At 75.7% G+C, this 15,414-nt stretch carries 13 protein-coding genes; 5 read left to right on the forward strand and 8 right to left on the reverse strand.

What is annotated here, in order from left to right; all coding sequences use genetic code 11:
- The first annotated feature begins 14 nt into the window (after positions 1 to 14).
- Together ACFVQZ_RS09040 and ACFVQZ_RS09045 are read left to right on the forward strand one after the other, a co-directional pair.
- Positions 15 to 1,715 (forward strand): DUF885 family protein, encoded by a 1,701-nt coding sequence (locus tag ACFVQZ_RS09040; protein ID WP_030492328.1) that lies wholly within the window; start codon positions 15 to 17, stop codon positions 1,713 to 1,715.
- A gap of 70 nt (positions 1,716 to 1,785) precedes the next feature.
- The gene (locus tag ACFVQZ_RS09045) at positions 1,786 to 2,232 is read left to right on the forward strand and encodes an Lrp/AsnC family transcriptional regulator (protein ID WP_030492329.1); all 447 of its coding nucleotides are present in this window, start codon (positions 1,786 to 1,788) and stop codon (positions 2,230 to 2,232) included.
- On the opposite strand, the gene ACFVQZ_RS09050 is transcribed toward ACFVQZ_RS09045, so the two are convergent.
- The 3 genes from ACFVQZ_RS09050 to ACFVQZ_RS09060 all read right to left on the reverse strand — a co-directional run bounded on the left by ACFVQZ_RS09050 (position 2,222) and on the right by ACFVQZ_RS09060 (position 7,307).
- The gene (locus tag ACFVQZ_RS09050) at positions 2,222 to 5,269 is read right to left on the reverse strand and encodes an AAA family ATPase (protein WP_383620712.1); all 3,048 of its coding nucleotides are present in this window, start codon (positions 5,267 to 5,269) and stop codon (positions 2,222 to 2,224) included. The two genes, ACFVQZ_RS09045 and ACFVQZ_RS09050, sit on opposite strands and share 11 nt — an antisense overlap.
- Positions 5,266 to 6,441 (reverse strand): exonuclease SbcCD subunit D, encoded by a 1,176-nt coding sequence (locus ACFVQZ_RS09055; RefSeq protein ID WP_030492331.1) that lies wholly within the window; start codon positions 6,439 to 6,441, stop codon positions 5,266 to 5,268. Before ACFVQZ_RS09055 ends, ACFVQZ_RS09050 begins: the two co-directional genes overlap by 4 nt.
- Positions 6,442 to 6,680: 239 nt before the next feature.
- A complete protein-coding gene (locus ACFVQZ_RS09060) occupies positions 6,681 to 7,307 on the reverse strand; it encodes a YigZ family protein (protein ID WP_383620714.1) in 627 nt (208 codons plus the stop codon).
- Between the two features lie 164 nt (positions 7,308 to 7,471).
- Here ACFVQZ_RS09060 and ACFVQZ_RS09065 point away from each other — a divergent pair, with 164 nt between their 5' ends.
- Positions 7,472 to 7,912: a CoA-binding protein gene (locus tag ACFVQZ_RS09065; RefSeq protein WP_051787331.1), complete on the forward strand. Its 441-nt coding sequence runs from the start codon at positions 7,472 to 7,474 to the stop codon at positions 7,910 to 7,912.
- A gap of 35 nt (positions 7,913 to 7,947) precedes the next feature.
- Here ACFVQZ_RS09065 and ACFVQZ_RS09070 read toward each other — a convergent pair whose 3' ends face one another.
- Complete coding sequence (locus ACFVQZ_RS09070; RefSeq protein ID WP_030492334.1) at positions 7,948 to 8,511, reverse strand: YbaK/EbsC family protein; 564 nt, start codon at positions 8,509 to 8,511, stop codon at positions 7,948 to 7,950.
- Between the two features lie 162 nt (positions 8,512 to 8,673).
- Positions 8,674 to 9,246 (reverse strand): helix-turn-helix domain-containing protein, encoded by a 573-nt coding sequence (locus ACFVQZ_RS09075; protein WP_030492335.1) that lies wholly within the window; start codon positions 9,244 to 9,246, stop codon positions 8,674 to 8,676.
- Between the two features lie 118 nt (positions 9,247 to 9,364).
- Between ACFVQZ_RS09075 and ACFVQZ_RS09080 the strand changes: the two genes are divergently transcribed.
- Positions 9,365 to 10,228, forward strand: a complete 864-nt coding sequence (locus ACFVQZ_RS09080) for a DMT family transporter (protein WP_030492336.1) — start codon at positions 9,365 to 9,367, stop codon at positions 10,226 to 10,228.
- Positions 10,229 to 10,317: 89 nt separating this feature from the next.
- Here ACFVQZ_RS09080 and ACFVQZ_RS09085 read toward each other — a convergent pair whose 3' ends face one another.
- The gene (locus ACFVQZ_RS09085) at positions 10,318 to 11,121 is read right to left on the reverse strand and encodes an acyltransferase (RefSeq protein ID WP_081958848.1); all 804 of its coding nucleotides are present in this window, start codon (positions 11,119 to 11,121) and stop codon (positions 10,318 to 10,320) included.
- Between the two features lie 147 nt (positions 11,122 to 11,268).
- Here ACFVQZ_RS09085 and ACFVQZ_RS09090 point away from each other — a divergent pair, with 147 nt between their 5' ends.
- Positions 11,269 to 11,796, forward strand: coding sequence for a gamma carbonic anhydrase family protein (locus ACFVQZ_RS09090; RefSeq protein WP_030492338.1), 528 nt, complete (start codon positions 11,269 to 11,271; stop codon positions 11,794 to 11,796).
- A gap of 83 nt (positions 11,797 to 11,879) precedes the next feature.
- Here ACFVQZ_RS09090 and ACFVQZ_RS09095 read toward each other — a convergent pair whose 3' ends face one another.
- Together ACFVQZ_RS09095 and ACFVQZ_RS09100 are read right to left on the reverse strand one after the other, a co-directional pair.
- Positions 11,880 to 12,569, reverse strand: a complete 690-nt coding sequence (locus tag ACFVQZ_RS09095) for a DedA family protein (protein ID WP_383620718.1) — start codon at positions 12,567 to 12,569, stop codon at positions 11,880 to 11,882.
- A gap of 90 nt (positions 12,570 to 12,659) precedes the next feature.
- The gene (locus tag ACFVQZ_RS09100; protein WP_383620720.1) at positions 12,660 to 15,248 is read right to left on the reverse strand and encodes a beta-glucosidase; all 2,589 of its coding nucleotides are present in this window, start codon (positions 15,246 to 15,248) and stop codon (positions 12,660 to 12,662) included.
- Positions 15,249 to 15,414: the final 166 nt, after the last annotated feature.

Here is a 15,414-nt window from a genome sequence, read left to right on the forward strand (position 1 = left end):
CCAGGATGAGACACATGCCAGAGAGTTCCCTCAGCAATCTGCCCCGTCAGGTCGCCGACGCCTATGTCGACGACCTCATCGCCCTCGACCCGATCACCGGCACCCACCTCGGGGTCCGGGAGTGCGCCGGCCGGCTTCCCGACTTCTCCCCCGAGGGCCAGGAGGCCGTCGCCGCGCTCGCCCGCCGGACCCTCGCCCTGCTCGACGAGGCCGAACGGAACCCGGGCGCGGACAGCGACGCCGAGCGGCGCTGCGCCCGTCTGCTCCGGGAGCGGCTGACGGCCGAACTGGCCGTGCACGACGCCGACGAGGGTCTGTGCGCGGTCAGCAACATGCGTTCGCCCGTGCACAGCGTCCGGATCGTGTTCACCGTGATGCCCACGGAGACCGAGGACGACTGGACGGCCGTCGCGCAGCGGCTGCGGGCCGTCCCGGCCGCGCTGGAGGGGTACCGGGCGTCGCTCGCGCTGGGTCTGGAGCGGAAGCTCTTCGGCGGGCCGCGCGCCACCGCCACCTTCGTCGGCCAGCTCACCGACTGGGCGGGCGGGGACGGCGAGCCGGGCTGGTTCGAGCAGTTCGCCGCGGCGCGCCCCGACGCGCTCCCGGAGGTGCTGCGTACCGATCTCGCCGCTGCCGCCGCCGAGGCGAACGGTGCCGTCGCCGCGCTGCGGGACTGGATGCGCGACGTGTACGCGCCCGCCGTCGCCGACGCCCCCGACACCGTGGGCCGCGACCGCTACCGGCGCTGGAGCCGGTACTTCAACGGCACCGACCTGGACCTCGACCAGGCGTACGCGTACGGCTGGTCCGAGTACCACCGGCTGCTCGGCGAGATGCGCGCCGAGGCCGACCGGATCCTGCCCGGCTCCGACCCGTGGGAGGCGCTCGCGCACCTCGACGAGCACGGCACCCACATCGAGGGCGTCGACGAGGTCCGCGCGTGGCTGCAGGGGCTGATGGACGAGGCGATCGAGGCGCTCGACGGCACCCACTTCGAACTCGCCGAGCGGGTGCGGAAGGTGGAGTCCCGGATCGCCCCGGCGGGCGGCGCCGCCGCCCCGTACTACACCGGTCCCTCCGAGGACTTCTCGCGCCCCGGCCGCACCTGGCTGCCGGTGGACGGGCAGACCCGGTTCCCCGTGTACGACCTGGTGTCGACCTGGTACCACGAGGGCGTTCCCGGGCATCACCTGCAGATCGCGCAGTGGGTGCACGTCGCCGACAGCCTCTCGCGCTACCAGGCCACCATCGGCATGGTCAGCGCGAACGCGGAGGGCTGGGCGCTGTACGCGGAGCGGCTGATGGACGAGCTCGGCTTCCTGCCGGACGCGGAGCGGCGGCTCGGCTATCTGGACGCGCAGATGATGCGGGCCTGCCGGGTGATCGTCGACATCGGCATGCACCTGGAGCTGGAGATCCCGGCGGATTCGCCGTTCCACCCGGGCGAGCGGTGGACGCCGGAGCTGGCGCAGGAGTTCTTCCAGCGGCACAGCAGCCGGCCGCCGGCGTTCGTGGAGAGCGAGCTGACCCGCTATCTGTCGATGCCGGGGCAGGCCATCGGCTACAAGCTGGGCGAGCGGGCGTGGCTGCTCGGGCGCGAGCGCGCCCGCGCGGCGCACGGCGACGCCTTCGACGCGAAGGCGTGGCACATGGCCGCGCTGAGCCAGGGTCCGCTGGGCCTGGACGATCTCGTGGACGAGATCTCCCGGCTCTGACGGCGTGTCGTGACGGGTTTCCCCGGCGGAAGGGTTGATCCGCCGGGGAAAGCCCTGTTGGCTCGGGGTCATGAACGACTACACCCCGGACGCCACCGACTGGCGCATCCTCGACGCCCTCCAGGCCCAGGGCCGCGCCAGTTACGCCGAACTGGCCCGCGCGGTCTCCATGTCGCCGTCGGCGGTGACGGAGCGGGTGCGGCGCCTGGAGGAGGCCGGGGTGATCACCGGGTACACCGCGGTGGTGGACCACGAGCGGCTGGGGCTGCCGATCCTCGCGTTCGTACGGCTCCGCTACCCCACCGGCAACTACAAGCCGTTCCACGACCTGGTCGCCGCCACGCCCGAGGTGCTGGAGGCGCACCACGTGACCGGCGACGACTGCTTCGTCATCAAGGTCGCCGCCCGGTCGATGCGGCACTTGGAAGAGATCTCCGGGAAGATCGGCACGCTCGGGTCGGTGACGACCAGCGTCGTGTACTCGTCGCCGCTCCCCCGCCGCGCCGTCAGCCGCTGAGCACGTCGCCGCCGGTGCGGAGGCGCACCGCCGAACCGTGGCGGGACTTGGTGACCTCCAGCTGGGCGGGGATGCGGCGGCGCAGGTCGGCGACGTGGCTGACGATGCCGACGCTGCGGTCCCGTTCGCGCAGCGAGTCGAGGACGTCCAGGACCTCGTCGAGGGTCTGGTCGTCGAGGCTGCCGAAGCCCTCGTCGATGAAGAGGGTGTCGAGGCGGACGCCGCCGGCCTCGTCGGTGACGACGTCGGCGAGGCCGAGGGCGAGCGCGAGCGAGGCGAAGAACGTCTCGCCGCCGGAGAGGGTGGCGGTGTCGCGTTCGTTGCCGGTCCAGGCGTCGACGACGTGCAGTCCGAGGCCGCTGCGGCGGGCGCCGGAGCGCGCGTCGGAGTGGACGAGGGTGTAGCGGCCGGACGACATCCGCTGGAGGCGGGCGGAGGCGGCCTCGGCGACCTGTTCGAGCCGGGCGGCGAGGACGTACGACTCCAGGCGCATGCGCCGTTCGTTCTCGGCGGAGGTGCCGGCGGTGAGTCCGGCGAGTCGCGCCACCCGGTCGTGTGCGGTACGGAGCGGGCCCAGGGTCCGGGTCTCGGTCACGGCCTGGCGGGCGAGGCCGGCGAGGCCGGTGACCCGGTCGCGGGCGGCGGAGAGCGCGGCGCCGGCGGCCCGCAGCGCGCGTTCCGCGGCGGCGTGGACGGCTTCGGCGGCAGCCGGGTCGGCCGGCGGGAGCGCGGCGGCCTCCTGGACGCCGGGTTCGGCGAGCCGGTCGGCGACGGCCGCGGCCTCGGCCTGCCAGACGTCGAGCCGCTGCTGGCAGGCGCGGCGGGCGTGCTCGTCGAGGAGGGCGGCGGCGGCTTCGGCGGGGGTGGCGAATCCGGCGCGGTAGGCGGCGTCGGCGAGCTGGGCGTCGGCCTTCTTCAGGCGGTCGGCCGCCAGTTCCTCGTCGCGTACGGCTCCGGCGGCGTCGGCCAGGAGGGCGATGCGCCGCTCCAGCCGGTCGGCGTGTTCGGCCACGGTGGCGAACGCGCCGCGTCCCCGTGCGACGTCCTCGGCGAGCGCGGCGCGCTGCCGTTCGACGGCTTCGCGCTGCGAGGTGCGGGCGGCGACCCGGCGTTCCGCCTCGCGCTGGGCGGCGGCGCGTTCCTCGTGTTCGCGCTCGGCCCGGGCCAGTGCCTCGCGCGCGGCGTGGGTCTGGGCGGCGAGCGCGTGCGCCTCGGCGTGGCGGGCGGCGAGTGCGTCGGCCTGTTCGGCGAGTTCGGCGACCGAGGGCTGGCTCTGCTGCGCCTGTCCGGGGGCGGCGAGGGACTGGACCTCGTCGCGGGCGGCGGCGAGTGCTTCGCGGGTGCCGGCGAGTTCGCGTTCGGCGGCGCGGCCGGCGTCGTCGGCCTCCGTGTACCGGGCGTACGCGGCCTCCTCGGCGGCCCGGTCGACGTGGTCGGCGGTGGCGACGGCCGGGGCGGGGTGGCTGGTGGATCCGCACACCTGGCAGGCGTCGCCGTCGGCGAGAGCGGCGGCGAGTTCGGCGGCGATGCCGCGCAGGCGGCGGGACTTGAGGTCGAGCCAGGTCTCGTGGGCGGTGTTGCGGCGCTCGCGGGCGGCGGCGTACAGCTCCTCGGCGCGGGCCAGGCCGCGGGCGAGGCTGTCGCGGCGGCGGGCGGCGGCGAGTCGGAGGCGGAGGGGTTCGAGCCGGCCGGCGAGTTGTTCGGCGCGGGCGGCGGCCTCCTGCGCGGTGTCGACGCGCTGCTGGAGGGCGGCGCGCCGGGCCTCCCAGCCGGCGAGCCAGCCGGCCGCCTCCTGGAGGGCGTCCTCGTCGGCGCGGGCCTCGCGGTCGAGGTGGTCGCGTTCCGCGGCGAGTTCGGCGGCGCGGCTCTCGGCGCGGCGGGCGGCGGCGAGGCCGCCGAGGTCCTCGCGGAGCCGGTTCTCCAGGGCGGAGAGCTGTTCGGCCGGGGCCTCGGCGAGGTCGGGGGGCAGCAGGGAGCGGGCCGACGCGCGGGCGGCGAGGGCGGCGGCGTGCTCGCGTTCCGCGGCGTGGCGCAGGGCGAGGGCGGGGGCGACGCGTTCGGCCTTGAGGGCGAGGTCGAGGGCGCGCCGGTCGCGGTCCCGGTCGGGGATCCGGGCGGTGAGCGCCTCGCGGCGGCGCAGCGCGTCGGCGTGCCGGGCCTGGCGGGCGGCGAGGTCCCGGGCGTGTTCGGCCGCGGCGCGGGCCTCGGCCTCGGCGTGTTCGGCGGTGGCGAGGCGTACGGCGGCGATGTCGGCGGCCTCGCGGGCCTCGGTGCGGGCGACGGCGCCCCACGCGAGGACGGTCTCGGCGAGGCCGGGCTCGCCGGGCTTGCCGTCGACGGGGGTACGGGCGGCGGGCAGGCCCTCGGCGGCCTGGGCCATGCGGTGGGCGAGCGCGAGCAGCCGGGCGTCGCCCTGCTCGACGCGCTGGGCGGCGGCGCGGCGCAGCTCGGCGAGGCGTTCCTCGACGGCGGCGAAGCGGCGGGTGTCGAAGAGCCGGCCGAGGAGTTTGCCGCGGGCCTCGGCGTCGGCGCGCAGGAAGCGGGCGAAGTCGCCCTGCGGGAGCAGCACGACCTGGCAGAACTGGTCCCGGCTCATGCCGAGGAGCCGGGTGATCTCCTCGCCGATCTCCTGGTGGGACTTGCTGAGGGCGGTCCACGCGCGCGTGGCGGGGTCGTACGCGCGCAGGGTGCTCTGGGCCTTCTCGGTGGTGAAGCCTCCGCCGCGCTTCTTGGGGCGCGGCTGGGCGGGGCGGCGCCGGAGCTCCAGGCGCCGGCCGGCGACGGTCAGGTCGAGCAGCACCTCGGTGGGGGTGTCCACGGGCGCGTGGTCGCTGCGGAGGGTGGTGCCGGGGGCCTGGCGGGCGCCGGGCACGCTTCCGTACAGGGCGAAGCAGACGGCGTCGAGGACGGACGTCTTGCCGGCGCCGGTCGGTCCGTGCAGGAGGAAGAGCCCGGCGCTGGACAGGGCGTCGAAGTCGACGGTCTGGGTGGTCGCGAAGGGACCGAAGGCGGTGATCTCCAGCCGGTGCAGCCTCATCGGCCCCCCTCGCGCTCGGTGGTGGCGGCGTCGACGCGGACGTCGTCGAAGGCGCCGTACAGCACGGTCCGTTCGGCGGCGTCGAGTCCGCCGCCGGCCCGGACGTGGCTGACGAAGTCCTCGGCGATCTGCTGGTCGCTGCGGCCGCGGAGCCGCTGGGCGTAGGAGGCGAGGGGGTCGGTGTCGGCGCGGTCCGGCTCGAAGACGAGGTGGAGCGTGTGCGGGAAGCGTGCGGTGAGCCGGGCCATCGGGTCGTGGGGGCGTACGGCGTCGGTGAGGGTGGCCTCGATCCAGGAGTCCCGGTGCCGGTCGTGGGCGGGGTCGGCGAGGAGGTCGTCGAGGCGGCCCCGGAGGCGGGCGAGGGGGCGCGGCACGGGGCAGTCGACGCGTTCGGCGGCGGTGACGGCCCCGTCGGCGCCGAGGTCGATCAGCCACATCGTCTTGCGGTGCCCGGCCTCGGAGAAGGAGTACGCGAGCGGGGAGCCGGAGTAGCGCACGCGCGGGGTGAGGGTCTGGGAGCCGTGGAGGTGGCCGAGGGCCACGTAGTCGACGCCGTCGAAGACGCCGGCGGGGACGGCGGCGACGCCGCCGACGGTGATGTCGCGTTCGCTGTCGCTGGGCGCGCCGCCGGCGACGAAGGCGTGGGCGAGGACGATCGAGCGGGTGCCGGCGGGGCGTGCGGCGAGGTCGGCGCGGACGCGGTCCATGGCGGCGGCGAGCACGGCCTCGTGGCCGGACTTGGCGGCGCCGAGCTGTTCGCGGACGAGCGCGGGTTCCAGGTACGGCAGGCCGTAGAGGGCGACGTCGCCGTGGGCGTCGGTGAGGACGACGGGGGTGCCGATGCCTGCCGGGTCCGTACGGAGGTGGATGCCGGCGCGGCCGAGGAGTCCGGCGCCGACGCCGAGGCGGCGGGCGGAGTCGTGGTTGCCGGAGATCATGACCGTGGGCACGTCCGCCTCGGCGAGCCGGTGCAGGGCGCGGTCGAAGAGTTCGACGGCGGCCAGCGGCGGCACGGCGCGGTCGTAGACGTCGCCGGCGACGAGGACGGCGTCCACCTCGCGGTCGCGGGCGGTGGCGACGAGGTGGTCGAGGAAGGCGGCCTGGGCGTCGAGGAGGCCGACGCGGTGGAAGGACCGGCCGAGGTGCCAGTCCGAGGTGTGCAGGAACCTCACGTCGTCGTCCCACCCCGCATGCGCGTGCCGCCCCTCGCCCCTGATGTCGCTGTTACCGCTGTTGCTGCTGTTGCCGCTGTTGTCGCCTGTTACCGCTGATGTGGCTGCTGCCGTCGGCGTCTGTGCCGTGTGTGCGCCGCACGTGTGCGCCCGCCACATGTGCGGGCACCACGCTAACCCGGCGGAGGGTGTGGGCGGGGCCACATGGGGGGGATACGGCCGCCGGTCCGGCGGGAGGGTCAGGCGTCGCCGTACGCCTCGCCGCCGAGTTCCATGGTGGCGGTGCCGGCGGTGGCGTCGGCGAGCCATGCGCGGAAGGCGGGCACGTCGGCGTCGGGGAGGCCGATCTCCAGGGTGACGGCGTCGGCGTACCGCACGTCGCGCACGGCGCGGCCGGTCGAGCGCAGGTCGTTCTCCAGCTTTCCGGCCCGCTGGTGGTCGACGGTCACGGTGGCGAGGCGGTAGCGCCGGCGGGTGACGGTGCCGAGTTCGTCGAGGGCTTCGCCGACGACGCCGCCGTACGCGCGGATCAGGCCGCCCGCGCCCAGTTTCGCGCCTCCGTAGTAGCGGGTGACGACGGCGGCGACGTACCGCATCTCGCGGCGGAGCAGCATCTGGAGCATGGGGACGCCGGCGGTGCCGCCGGGTTCGCCGTCGTCGCTCGCCTTCTGGACGGAGGCGTCGGCGCCGAGGACGTACGCGAAGCAGTTGTGCGTGGCCGTCGGGTGCTCGCGGCGGATCCGCGCCACGAACTCCTGCGCCTCCTGTTCGTCGGCGACCGGTGCGATCGCGCAGAGGAAGCGCGAGCGGTTGATCTCGGTCTCGTGGACGCCCTCGCGGGCCGGCGTGCGGTACTGCTCCTGCATTCCGCCAGCCTACGTGCCGGGAGCGGCGCCTTCGCCGGGCAGTGCCCCGCCGGCGGGAACGATCCTGCGTCCAGGCGGGCGGGAAGGATCTGCCGCCCCGGCGGGTTCCCCAGACGGCAGAAGCCCCGCCGGGGCGGCAGACGGACGGAAAGAAGGAACCAAGGATGAGCGTCGACACCACGACCGGCGAGGCGACGGAGCGTTCCGAGGAGGAGACCGTACGCCGGATCCTGACGGGCACGGGTGACACGTGGGCGATCGTGGGCCTGTCGTCCAACCGGGAGCGCGCCGCCTACGGGGTGGCCGCCGTCCTCCAGCGCTTCGGCAAGCGGATCGTTCCGGTCCATCCGAAGGCGGAGACGGTCCACGGCGAGCCGGGCTACGCCTCCCTCGCCGACATCCCCTTCCCGGTCGACGTCGTGGACGTCTTCGTCAACAGCGACCTCGCCGGCGCGGTCGCCGACGAGGCGCGGGAGATCGGCGCGAAGGCGGTGTGGTTCCAGCTCGGCGTCGTCGACGAGGCGGCGTACGCCCGCACGACGGACGCCGGGCTCGACATGGTGATGGACCGCTGCCCCGCGATCGAGATCCCGCGCCTGGGCTGACCCCTCCTGTCCGACGGCGGTCGTACGGCGCGCTGTCAGGCGGCGGGCACGCCCAGCCCCTCCAGGACGACGGCGTTCGGGAGCTGGGCGAATGCCTTGCCCGGGAGGATGATCTTGCCGCGGCGGCGTCCGCTGCCGACCAGGACCCACGGGGTGTCCACGACGGCGGCGTCCACGAGGAGCGGCCAGTCGGCGGGGAGGCCGATCGGGGTGATGCCGCCGTACTCCATGCCGCTGTCGCCGGTCGCGGTGTCCATCGGCGCGAAGCGCACCTTGCGGGCGCCGAGGTGTCTGCGTACGACGCCGTTGACGTCCACGCGGGTCGCGGACTTCACCACGCACGCGGCGAGGGTCGTCGTCTCGCCGCGCTTCCCGGCGACGACGACGCAGTTGGCGGACTGGTCGAGGAGCGCGGGGCCGTGGTGCTCGACGAAGACGGCGGTGTCGGCGATGGCGGGGTCGGTGTCGACGTACAGGACCTGGTCGGCGGGGACCGGGCCGCTCCAGCCGCGGACCGCCGCGGCGACGGGCGGGGTGAGCAGGTCCAGGCAGTCGGGGGCGGGCAGGGCGTCGTCGAAGTCTCCGATGGGTGCGCGCATGTCCGTCACGCTAGCCGCTGCGGCCCGCCGCTCGGCCGTGCGTCTCAGCGGGCGGGCGGATCGGGCACATGCCTTCGCAGGCGGGCGGATCGAGCGGATGTCTCGGCGCGCCGGCGGGACCACGCGGGTGTCTCAGCGCGCCGGCGGGATCGCGCGGGTGTCTCAGCGCGCAGGCGGGATCGAGACGGCCATGGTCATCTCGACCGTCTCCTCGCCGTCGTTGCGGTACGTGTGCGGGGCCGCGGCCTCGAAGACGGCGGAGGTGCCGGCGGGGACGGTGTGCGCGACGCCGTCGACGACCAGGGTGAGCACGCCGGCGACGACGTGCAGCAGCTCGGTGGTGCCCTGCGGGTGCGGGTCGGAGGCGCTGCCCTCGCCCGGCTGCAGGGACCAGGACCAGAGTTCGAGCGGGCCGCGGGCCTCGGTGCCGACGAGCAGCGTGGTGTGGCTGCCGGCCGGGGTGGACCACATGCGGACGGCCTGCTCCGGCGGGACCAGCCGGACGTGGGGGCCCTGCTCGTGGTCGAGGAGGGTGGTGATGGAGACGCCGAGGGCGTCGGCCAGCTTGACGGTGGTGCCGACGCTCGGGTTCGTCCGCGCCTGCTCGATCTGGATGATCATGCCGCGGCTGACCCCGGAACGGGCGGCGAGCGCGTCCAGGGTGAAGCCCCGTTCGTTGCGCCAGCGCTTCAGGTTGCGGGCGAGCGACTGGGTCAGCTGGTCGAGGTCCGACACGTTCCGTCCAATATCCTCGATGACACGGTTCAACAGACTGCACTACGGTGACGTGCGCCCGACTGTGCACTGCACTGTACTGTGCCGCCCAGCCCCGTACCCGCCCCCGAGGAACCCCATGACCGCCGTGTTCGCCCTGGCCACCGCCCTGCTGTGGGGGTTCGCCGACTTCGGGGGCGGGCTGCTCACCCGCCGCATCCCCGCCCTCACCGTCGTCGTGGTCTCGCAGTGCCTCGCGGTCGCCGTCCTGGGCACGGTCGTCGTCGCCACGGCGGCGTGGACCGAGGCCGGGCCCGAGCTGTGGTTCGCGGTCGCGGCGGGCGTCGTCGGGCCGGCCGCCATGCTCGCCTTCTACAAGGCGCTCGCGCTCGGCCCGATGGGCGTCGTCTCGCCGCTCGGCTCGCTCGGCGTGGTCGTCCCCGTGACGGTGGGGCTGCTGCTCGGCGACCGGCCGGGGCTGTTCCAGGTCGGCGGCATCGCCGCGGCGGTCGTGGGCATCGTCCTCGCGGGCGGCCCCGAGCTGCGCGGCGCGCCGGTGCGGCGGCAGGCGGTCCTGCTCACGCTCTTCGCCGCGTTCGGGTTCGGCGCCGTCATGGCGCTGATCGCGGAGGCGTCGACCACGCTGACCGGCCTGTTTCTGGCGCTGTTCGTGCAGCGCGTGACCAATGTGGCGGTCGGCGGCGCGGCCCTGTGGCTCTCCGTGCGGCGCGGCGCCCGCGCGCTGCCCGCCGACGGGTTCCGGGTGATCCGCGGCGCGCTGCCGGCGCTCGCGTTCGTGGGCCTCGCCGACGTCGCCGCGAACGGCACGTACGCGCTGGCCGCGCAGCGCGGGCCCGTCCTCGTGGCCGCCGTCCTCGCGAGCCTCTACCCGGTGGTGACGGCGCTCGCCGCCTTCGGCGTCCTGCGCGAACGCCTCCGCGCCGTCCAGGCGGCGGGCGCCGGCCTGGCGCTCGTCGGCACGGTGCTCATCGCGGGCGGCTGAGGCGGCCGGGCGCGCCCCGCCTCGGAAGCCCGCGCCGCGCCTCGCGAACTCGCGCCGCGCCTCAGGAGCACGCGCCGCGCCTCAGCAGCTCAGGAGGCCGGCGCCCCGGCGACCCCGTCCGCCCGCGCCGCGCCGCCGGCCTCCGCGGCCTCCGCCCGCTGGACCTCCCACGCAGCCAGCGCCGCCAGCTGCTCGGGCGTGACGTCCTGAGGGATCGGCCGCGGGGCCGGGGTGCGGAGCGGCGGCTGCCAGCCGTCCACCGGATCCCAGCGCCGTACGACCCTGGCCGGGGCGCCCGCGACCACCGCGTGGTCCGGCACCTCCCCGCGCACCACCGCGCCGGCGGCCACCACCACGTTGCGGCCGATCCGCGCGCCCGGCAGGATCACCGCCCCCGTGCCCAGCCAGCAGCCGGGGCCGATCGAGACCGGTGCGGAGCGGGGCCACTGACGGCCGATGGGCTCGTGCGGGTCGTCGTAGCTGTGGTTGGTCGAGGTGATGTAGACGTACGGCCCGCAGTAGGTGTCCGAGCCGATGGTGATCGTCGTGTCCGCGATGACGTGGCTGCCCCGGCCGAGCACGACGCCGTCGCCCAGGGTGAGGACCGTCTCCGTGCCGAGGTCGAGCCCCGGCAGCATGCCGGCGGTCAGGGTGACCTGCTCGGCGATGATGCAGCACTCGCCGATCTCGATCCACCGCTCGCCGAACACCGTCCCCTGCGGGAACGCCAGCCGGGTGCCCGCGCCCAGCCGCCGGAAGCGCAGCTTCCCCGGGTGCTCCGCGGTCACCGCGCCGGCCTGCTGCGCCCAGCGCAGGCCGCCCTGGAGTGCGTGCGCGACGACCCGGCGCCGCCAGGCGGCGAGGGATGAGAACGTGTTTCCGTTTCTGGGCACCCCGACACCGTAGTCGGCGGGGTCGGGCCGGACCGGCGCGGTCCCCTGTGATGTCCGTCATGGGCGCGGGCATAGGGTGCGGGAGCAACCGGAAGGCGCGACACCACCACGGCCGCACGGGCCGGAGAGAACCCAGGAGTGACCCCCATGGCAGAGGCGTTGATCCAGGCCGTCGGCGGCAAGGAGCCGGTCGTCGACCCGACCGCGTTCACGGCCCCCACCTCGGTCGTGCTCGGCGAGGTGACGCTCGGGGCGCGGACCGGTGTCTGGTACCACGCGGTGCTGCGCGCCGACTGCGGTCCCATCACCGTCGGCGAGGACTCCAACGTCCAGGACAACTGCACCGTCCACGTCGACCCCGGCTTCCCCGTCTCCATCGGCGACCGGGTGACCATCGGCCACAACGCGACCGTGCACGGCTGCGTCGTCGAGGACGACGTGCTCATCGGCATGGGCGCGACGGTGCTCAACGGGGCCCGGATCGGCGCCGGCTCGCTCGTGGCCGCGCAGGCGCTGGTGCCGCAGGGCATGGAGGTCCCGCCCGGCTCGCTCGTCGCGGGCGTCCCCGCGAAGGTCCGCCGCCCGCTGACGGAGGAGGAGCAGGCGGGCATCCGCCTGAACGCCGAGATGTACCTCCACCTGGCGAAGCAGCACGCGGAGGCGTACGAGAGCTGACGGCCGGTCGCGTACGCGTCGGAGGGCGGTGCCGGGACAGATCCCGGCACCGCCCTCCCCCCTCCCGAAAAACGCGTCCCGCCTCAGTCCGCGGCGACGGGTTCCGGCTGCCGCGGCGCCTCGACCGGCCGCTCGGACGCCTGCGCCGACGCCTGCTTGGACGCCTGCGCCGCGGCCTTCTTGGCGCGGTTCTTGATGACGAGCATCGAGGTGACGCCGACGAGGACCGCGAGCACCAGGCCCAGCCAGGAGAAGCGCTTCAGCCACGCCTCGGCGACGACGCCGACGGAGTAGATGACGGCGGTGGTGCCGCCCGCCCACAGGATGCCGCCGAAGACATTGGCGACGAGGAACTTCCAGTACGGCATCTGCAGCACGCCCGCGAGGGGGCCGGCGAAGATCCGCAGCAGGGCGACGAAGCGGCCGAAGAAGACCGCCCACATGCCCCACTTCTGGAAGGAGCGTTCGGCGAGGGCGATGTTCGCCTCGCCGAAGTGCTTGGGGAACTTGCCGCCCAGCCAGGCGAGCAGCGGCCGGCCGCCCTTGCGGCCGATGGCGTACCCGATGGAGTCGCCGATGATCGCACCGGCGGTCGCACAGCCGCCGAGCACGTACGGGTTGATGTCGCCGTGCTGCGAGGCCAGCAGCGCCGAGCTGACGAGGACGATCTCGCCGGGGAGCGGGATGCCGAGGCTCTCCAGCCCGATCACCACCCCCACCAGTGCGTAGACGGCGACGGGCGGAATCGTCTCCAGCCACTCCTGGACGTGCAACGCGGTCCTCCCGTGGTGCCTGCGCGGCCCCGGTCGCGGGCCGCTGCGGTGGCGTGCCCCGCGTCGGGCACGCCGGGGCAGCCTACCCGCTCAGACCTGCCGGACCTCGACCGTGGTGCGCAGCCCGGGATCCGCCGCCGAGCGGCCGACGCGCAGGTCACGGCGGCCGGTTCCGAGGACGAAGCCGTCGCGGGCGGGGTCCCAGGAGGAGAGGGTGCGGGCGGTGAGGTGGACGGTGACGCGGCGCCGTTCGCCGGCGGCGAGTTCGACGCGCCGGTAGCCGGCGAGGACGGAGACGGGCTGGTCGACGCCGCGCGCGGCGAGGCCGGGCGCGGGGCCGAGGTACACCTGGGGGACGTCCACGCCGGCGCGGCGGCCGGTGTTGCGGACGGTGAAGGTGACGTCGACGCCCCCGGTGCCGCCGGCCACGGGCGCGGCGGTGAGGTCCGTGTAGGCGAAGGTGGTGTACGACAGGCCGTGGCCGAAGGGGAAGAGCGGGGCGACGCCCTCCTTCTCGTACCAGCGGTGGCCGATGTGGACGCCTTCGGAGTACTCCTCGATCCCGTCGCGTCCCGGGTAGCGGCGCGGGTCGCCGGCGGTCGGGTGGCGGTCCTCGGCGGCGGGGAACGTCTGGGTGAGGCGGCCTCCGGGGTCGGCGTCGCCGAAGAGCACGGCGGTGGTCGCCGCCGCCCCCTCCTGGCCGGGGTAGTACATCTGGAGGACGGCGGCGGTCCGGTCCAGCCAGGGCATGGTGACGGCGGACGACGTGTTGAGGACGACGGTCGTGCGCGGGTTGACCGCGGTCACCGCCTCGATGAGTGCCTGCTGGTGACCGGGGAGGGCGAGGCTCGTGCGGTCCTGGCCCTCGGTGGCGTCCTCGTACGCGAACACGACGGCGGCGTGCGCCACGCGCGCGTGGCGGACGGCTTCGTCGAGATCGGCGCGCCGCCGGGCGCCGGTGACGGCGCGGAGGCGGAACAGCTGCCCGTCCGTGCCGCCGCGCGCGGTGACGGAGAGGGTGTGCGGTCCGGCGGCGAGGCGCAGGGTGGCGCGGCGGACGGCGAGGCCGTCGGGGGCGGCGGCCAGGAGGCCGCCGGCGAAATACTCGGCGACGCCCTGGCGGACGGGGAAGAGTTCGGTGCCGTCCAGGGTGACGGTGGGGCGGGTGCCGCTGTAGTGGACGAGGAAGGTCCACTCGTCGGCCTCGGTGACGGTGAGCGTGGCGGTACGGCTCCACTCGGCTCCGGCCGCGACCCCGACCGCGTCGAGGTCGAGCGCGGGCGTGAGGGCGGGCAGGGGGCGGCCGAACAGGTCCTCGCCGGTGGCGTACGTGACGGTGGCGCCGGCCCCGGCGCGGGCGCGGATCGTGTCGAGGGGGCGGGCGGCGGCGTCGGGGACGACGTGCGCGCTGCCGCCGCCGCTGACGAAGGGGACGGCGGCGGTGGGGCCGATGACCGCGAGCGAGCGGGCGGCGGCGCCGGTGAGCGGCAGGGCGGCGCGTTCGTTGCGGAGCAGGGTGGCTCCGGCGGTGGCGACGCGCAGCGCGAGCCGCGCCCCGGAGGCGGCGTCGCGCGCCGGGCGGGGTGCCGGGGGCGCGTCGAGCAGCCCGAGCCGGTCGCGTACGGCGAGGATCCGGCGAACGGCCCGGTCGACAGCGGCCTCGGGGATCCGGCCCGCGCGGACGGCGTCGCGGAGCGGGGCGCCGTACCGGGCGCCGCCCGGCATCTCCATGTCGAGGCCCGCGGTGAGCGCGCCGGCGGTGGTGTGGACGGCGTCCCAGTCGCTCATGACCCAGCCGTCGAAGCCCCAGCGGTCGCGCAGGACGGTGGTGAGGAGGGCGGGGCTCTCGGCGGCGTGGACGCCGTCGACCTTGTTGTACGCGGCCATGACGGCGCCGGCGCCGGCCTTCACGGCGGCCTCGAAGCCGCGCAGTTCGGTCTCGTGGGCGGTGCGGGCGTCGGCGCGGACGTCGACGGAGTCGCGGTCGCGTTCCTGGTTGTTGAGGGCGAAGTGCTTGACGGTGGCGACGAGCCCCTCGGCCTGGACGCCGCGGACGAGTTCGGCGACGAGGTCGGCGGAGAGGAGCGGGTCCTCGGAGAAGGTTTCGAAGTTGCGGCCGGCGTACGGGGTGCGGATGAGGTTGACCATGGGCGCGAGCAGCACGTCCTGGCCGAGGGCGCGGCCCTCGCGGCCGAGCACGCGCCCGTACGCGCGGGCGAGGCCGGGGTCGAAGGCGGCGGCGAGCATCACCGGCGCGGGCAGCGCGGTGGCGGTGCGGGCGACGCGGATGCCGGCGGGTCCGTCGGCGAGGCGCAGCGGCGGGATGCCGAGCCGGGGCACGCCGGGCACGTGGCCGGCCTGGCCGAGGCTCGCGGGGTCGGGGGCGCCGTGCAGAAGGGAGATCTTCTCGTCGAGGGTGAGGCGGGCGAGGAGGTCGTCGACGCGGGTCGCGGGCGGGCCGGTGCGCGTGGCGGGGGCGGCGCGGCCGGGGGACGCGGCGGCGCGGGCGAGCGTCGGGGTGCCGGCGACGGCGCCTGCGCCGGCGAGGGCGAGGAGCAGCGCCCGGCGGGAGAGACGGACGCGGGCGCGCACGCGCGCGTGGCCCCGCCGGGTTTCGCCCGGGGCGGCTTCGGGTCCGGGGGTGGCGGGCTGGTCGGGGGGCGTCGTCTCGTCGGACACGCGGCGGCTCCTGGGCGCGGACGGACGGCCGCCTGCCGCGGCGGCCCGGTGCGGGGGCCGCGGCCGGACGGCACGGCACGGCGCCGGTCCGGCCCCCGTGCGCAGTGTGTCGGACGCCTCCCCCGCCGCCGCGCCGCCGCCCCGGGACGCGTCCGACCCCCACCCG

The sequence above is a fragment of the Streptomyces sp. NPDC057854 genome (genome assembly GCF_042797055.1).
In the GTDB taxonomy this organism is placed as follows: Bacteria; Actinomycetota; Actinomycetes; order Streptomycetales; family Streptomycetaceae; genus Streptomyces.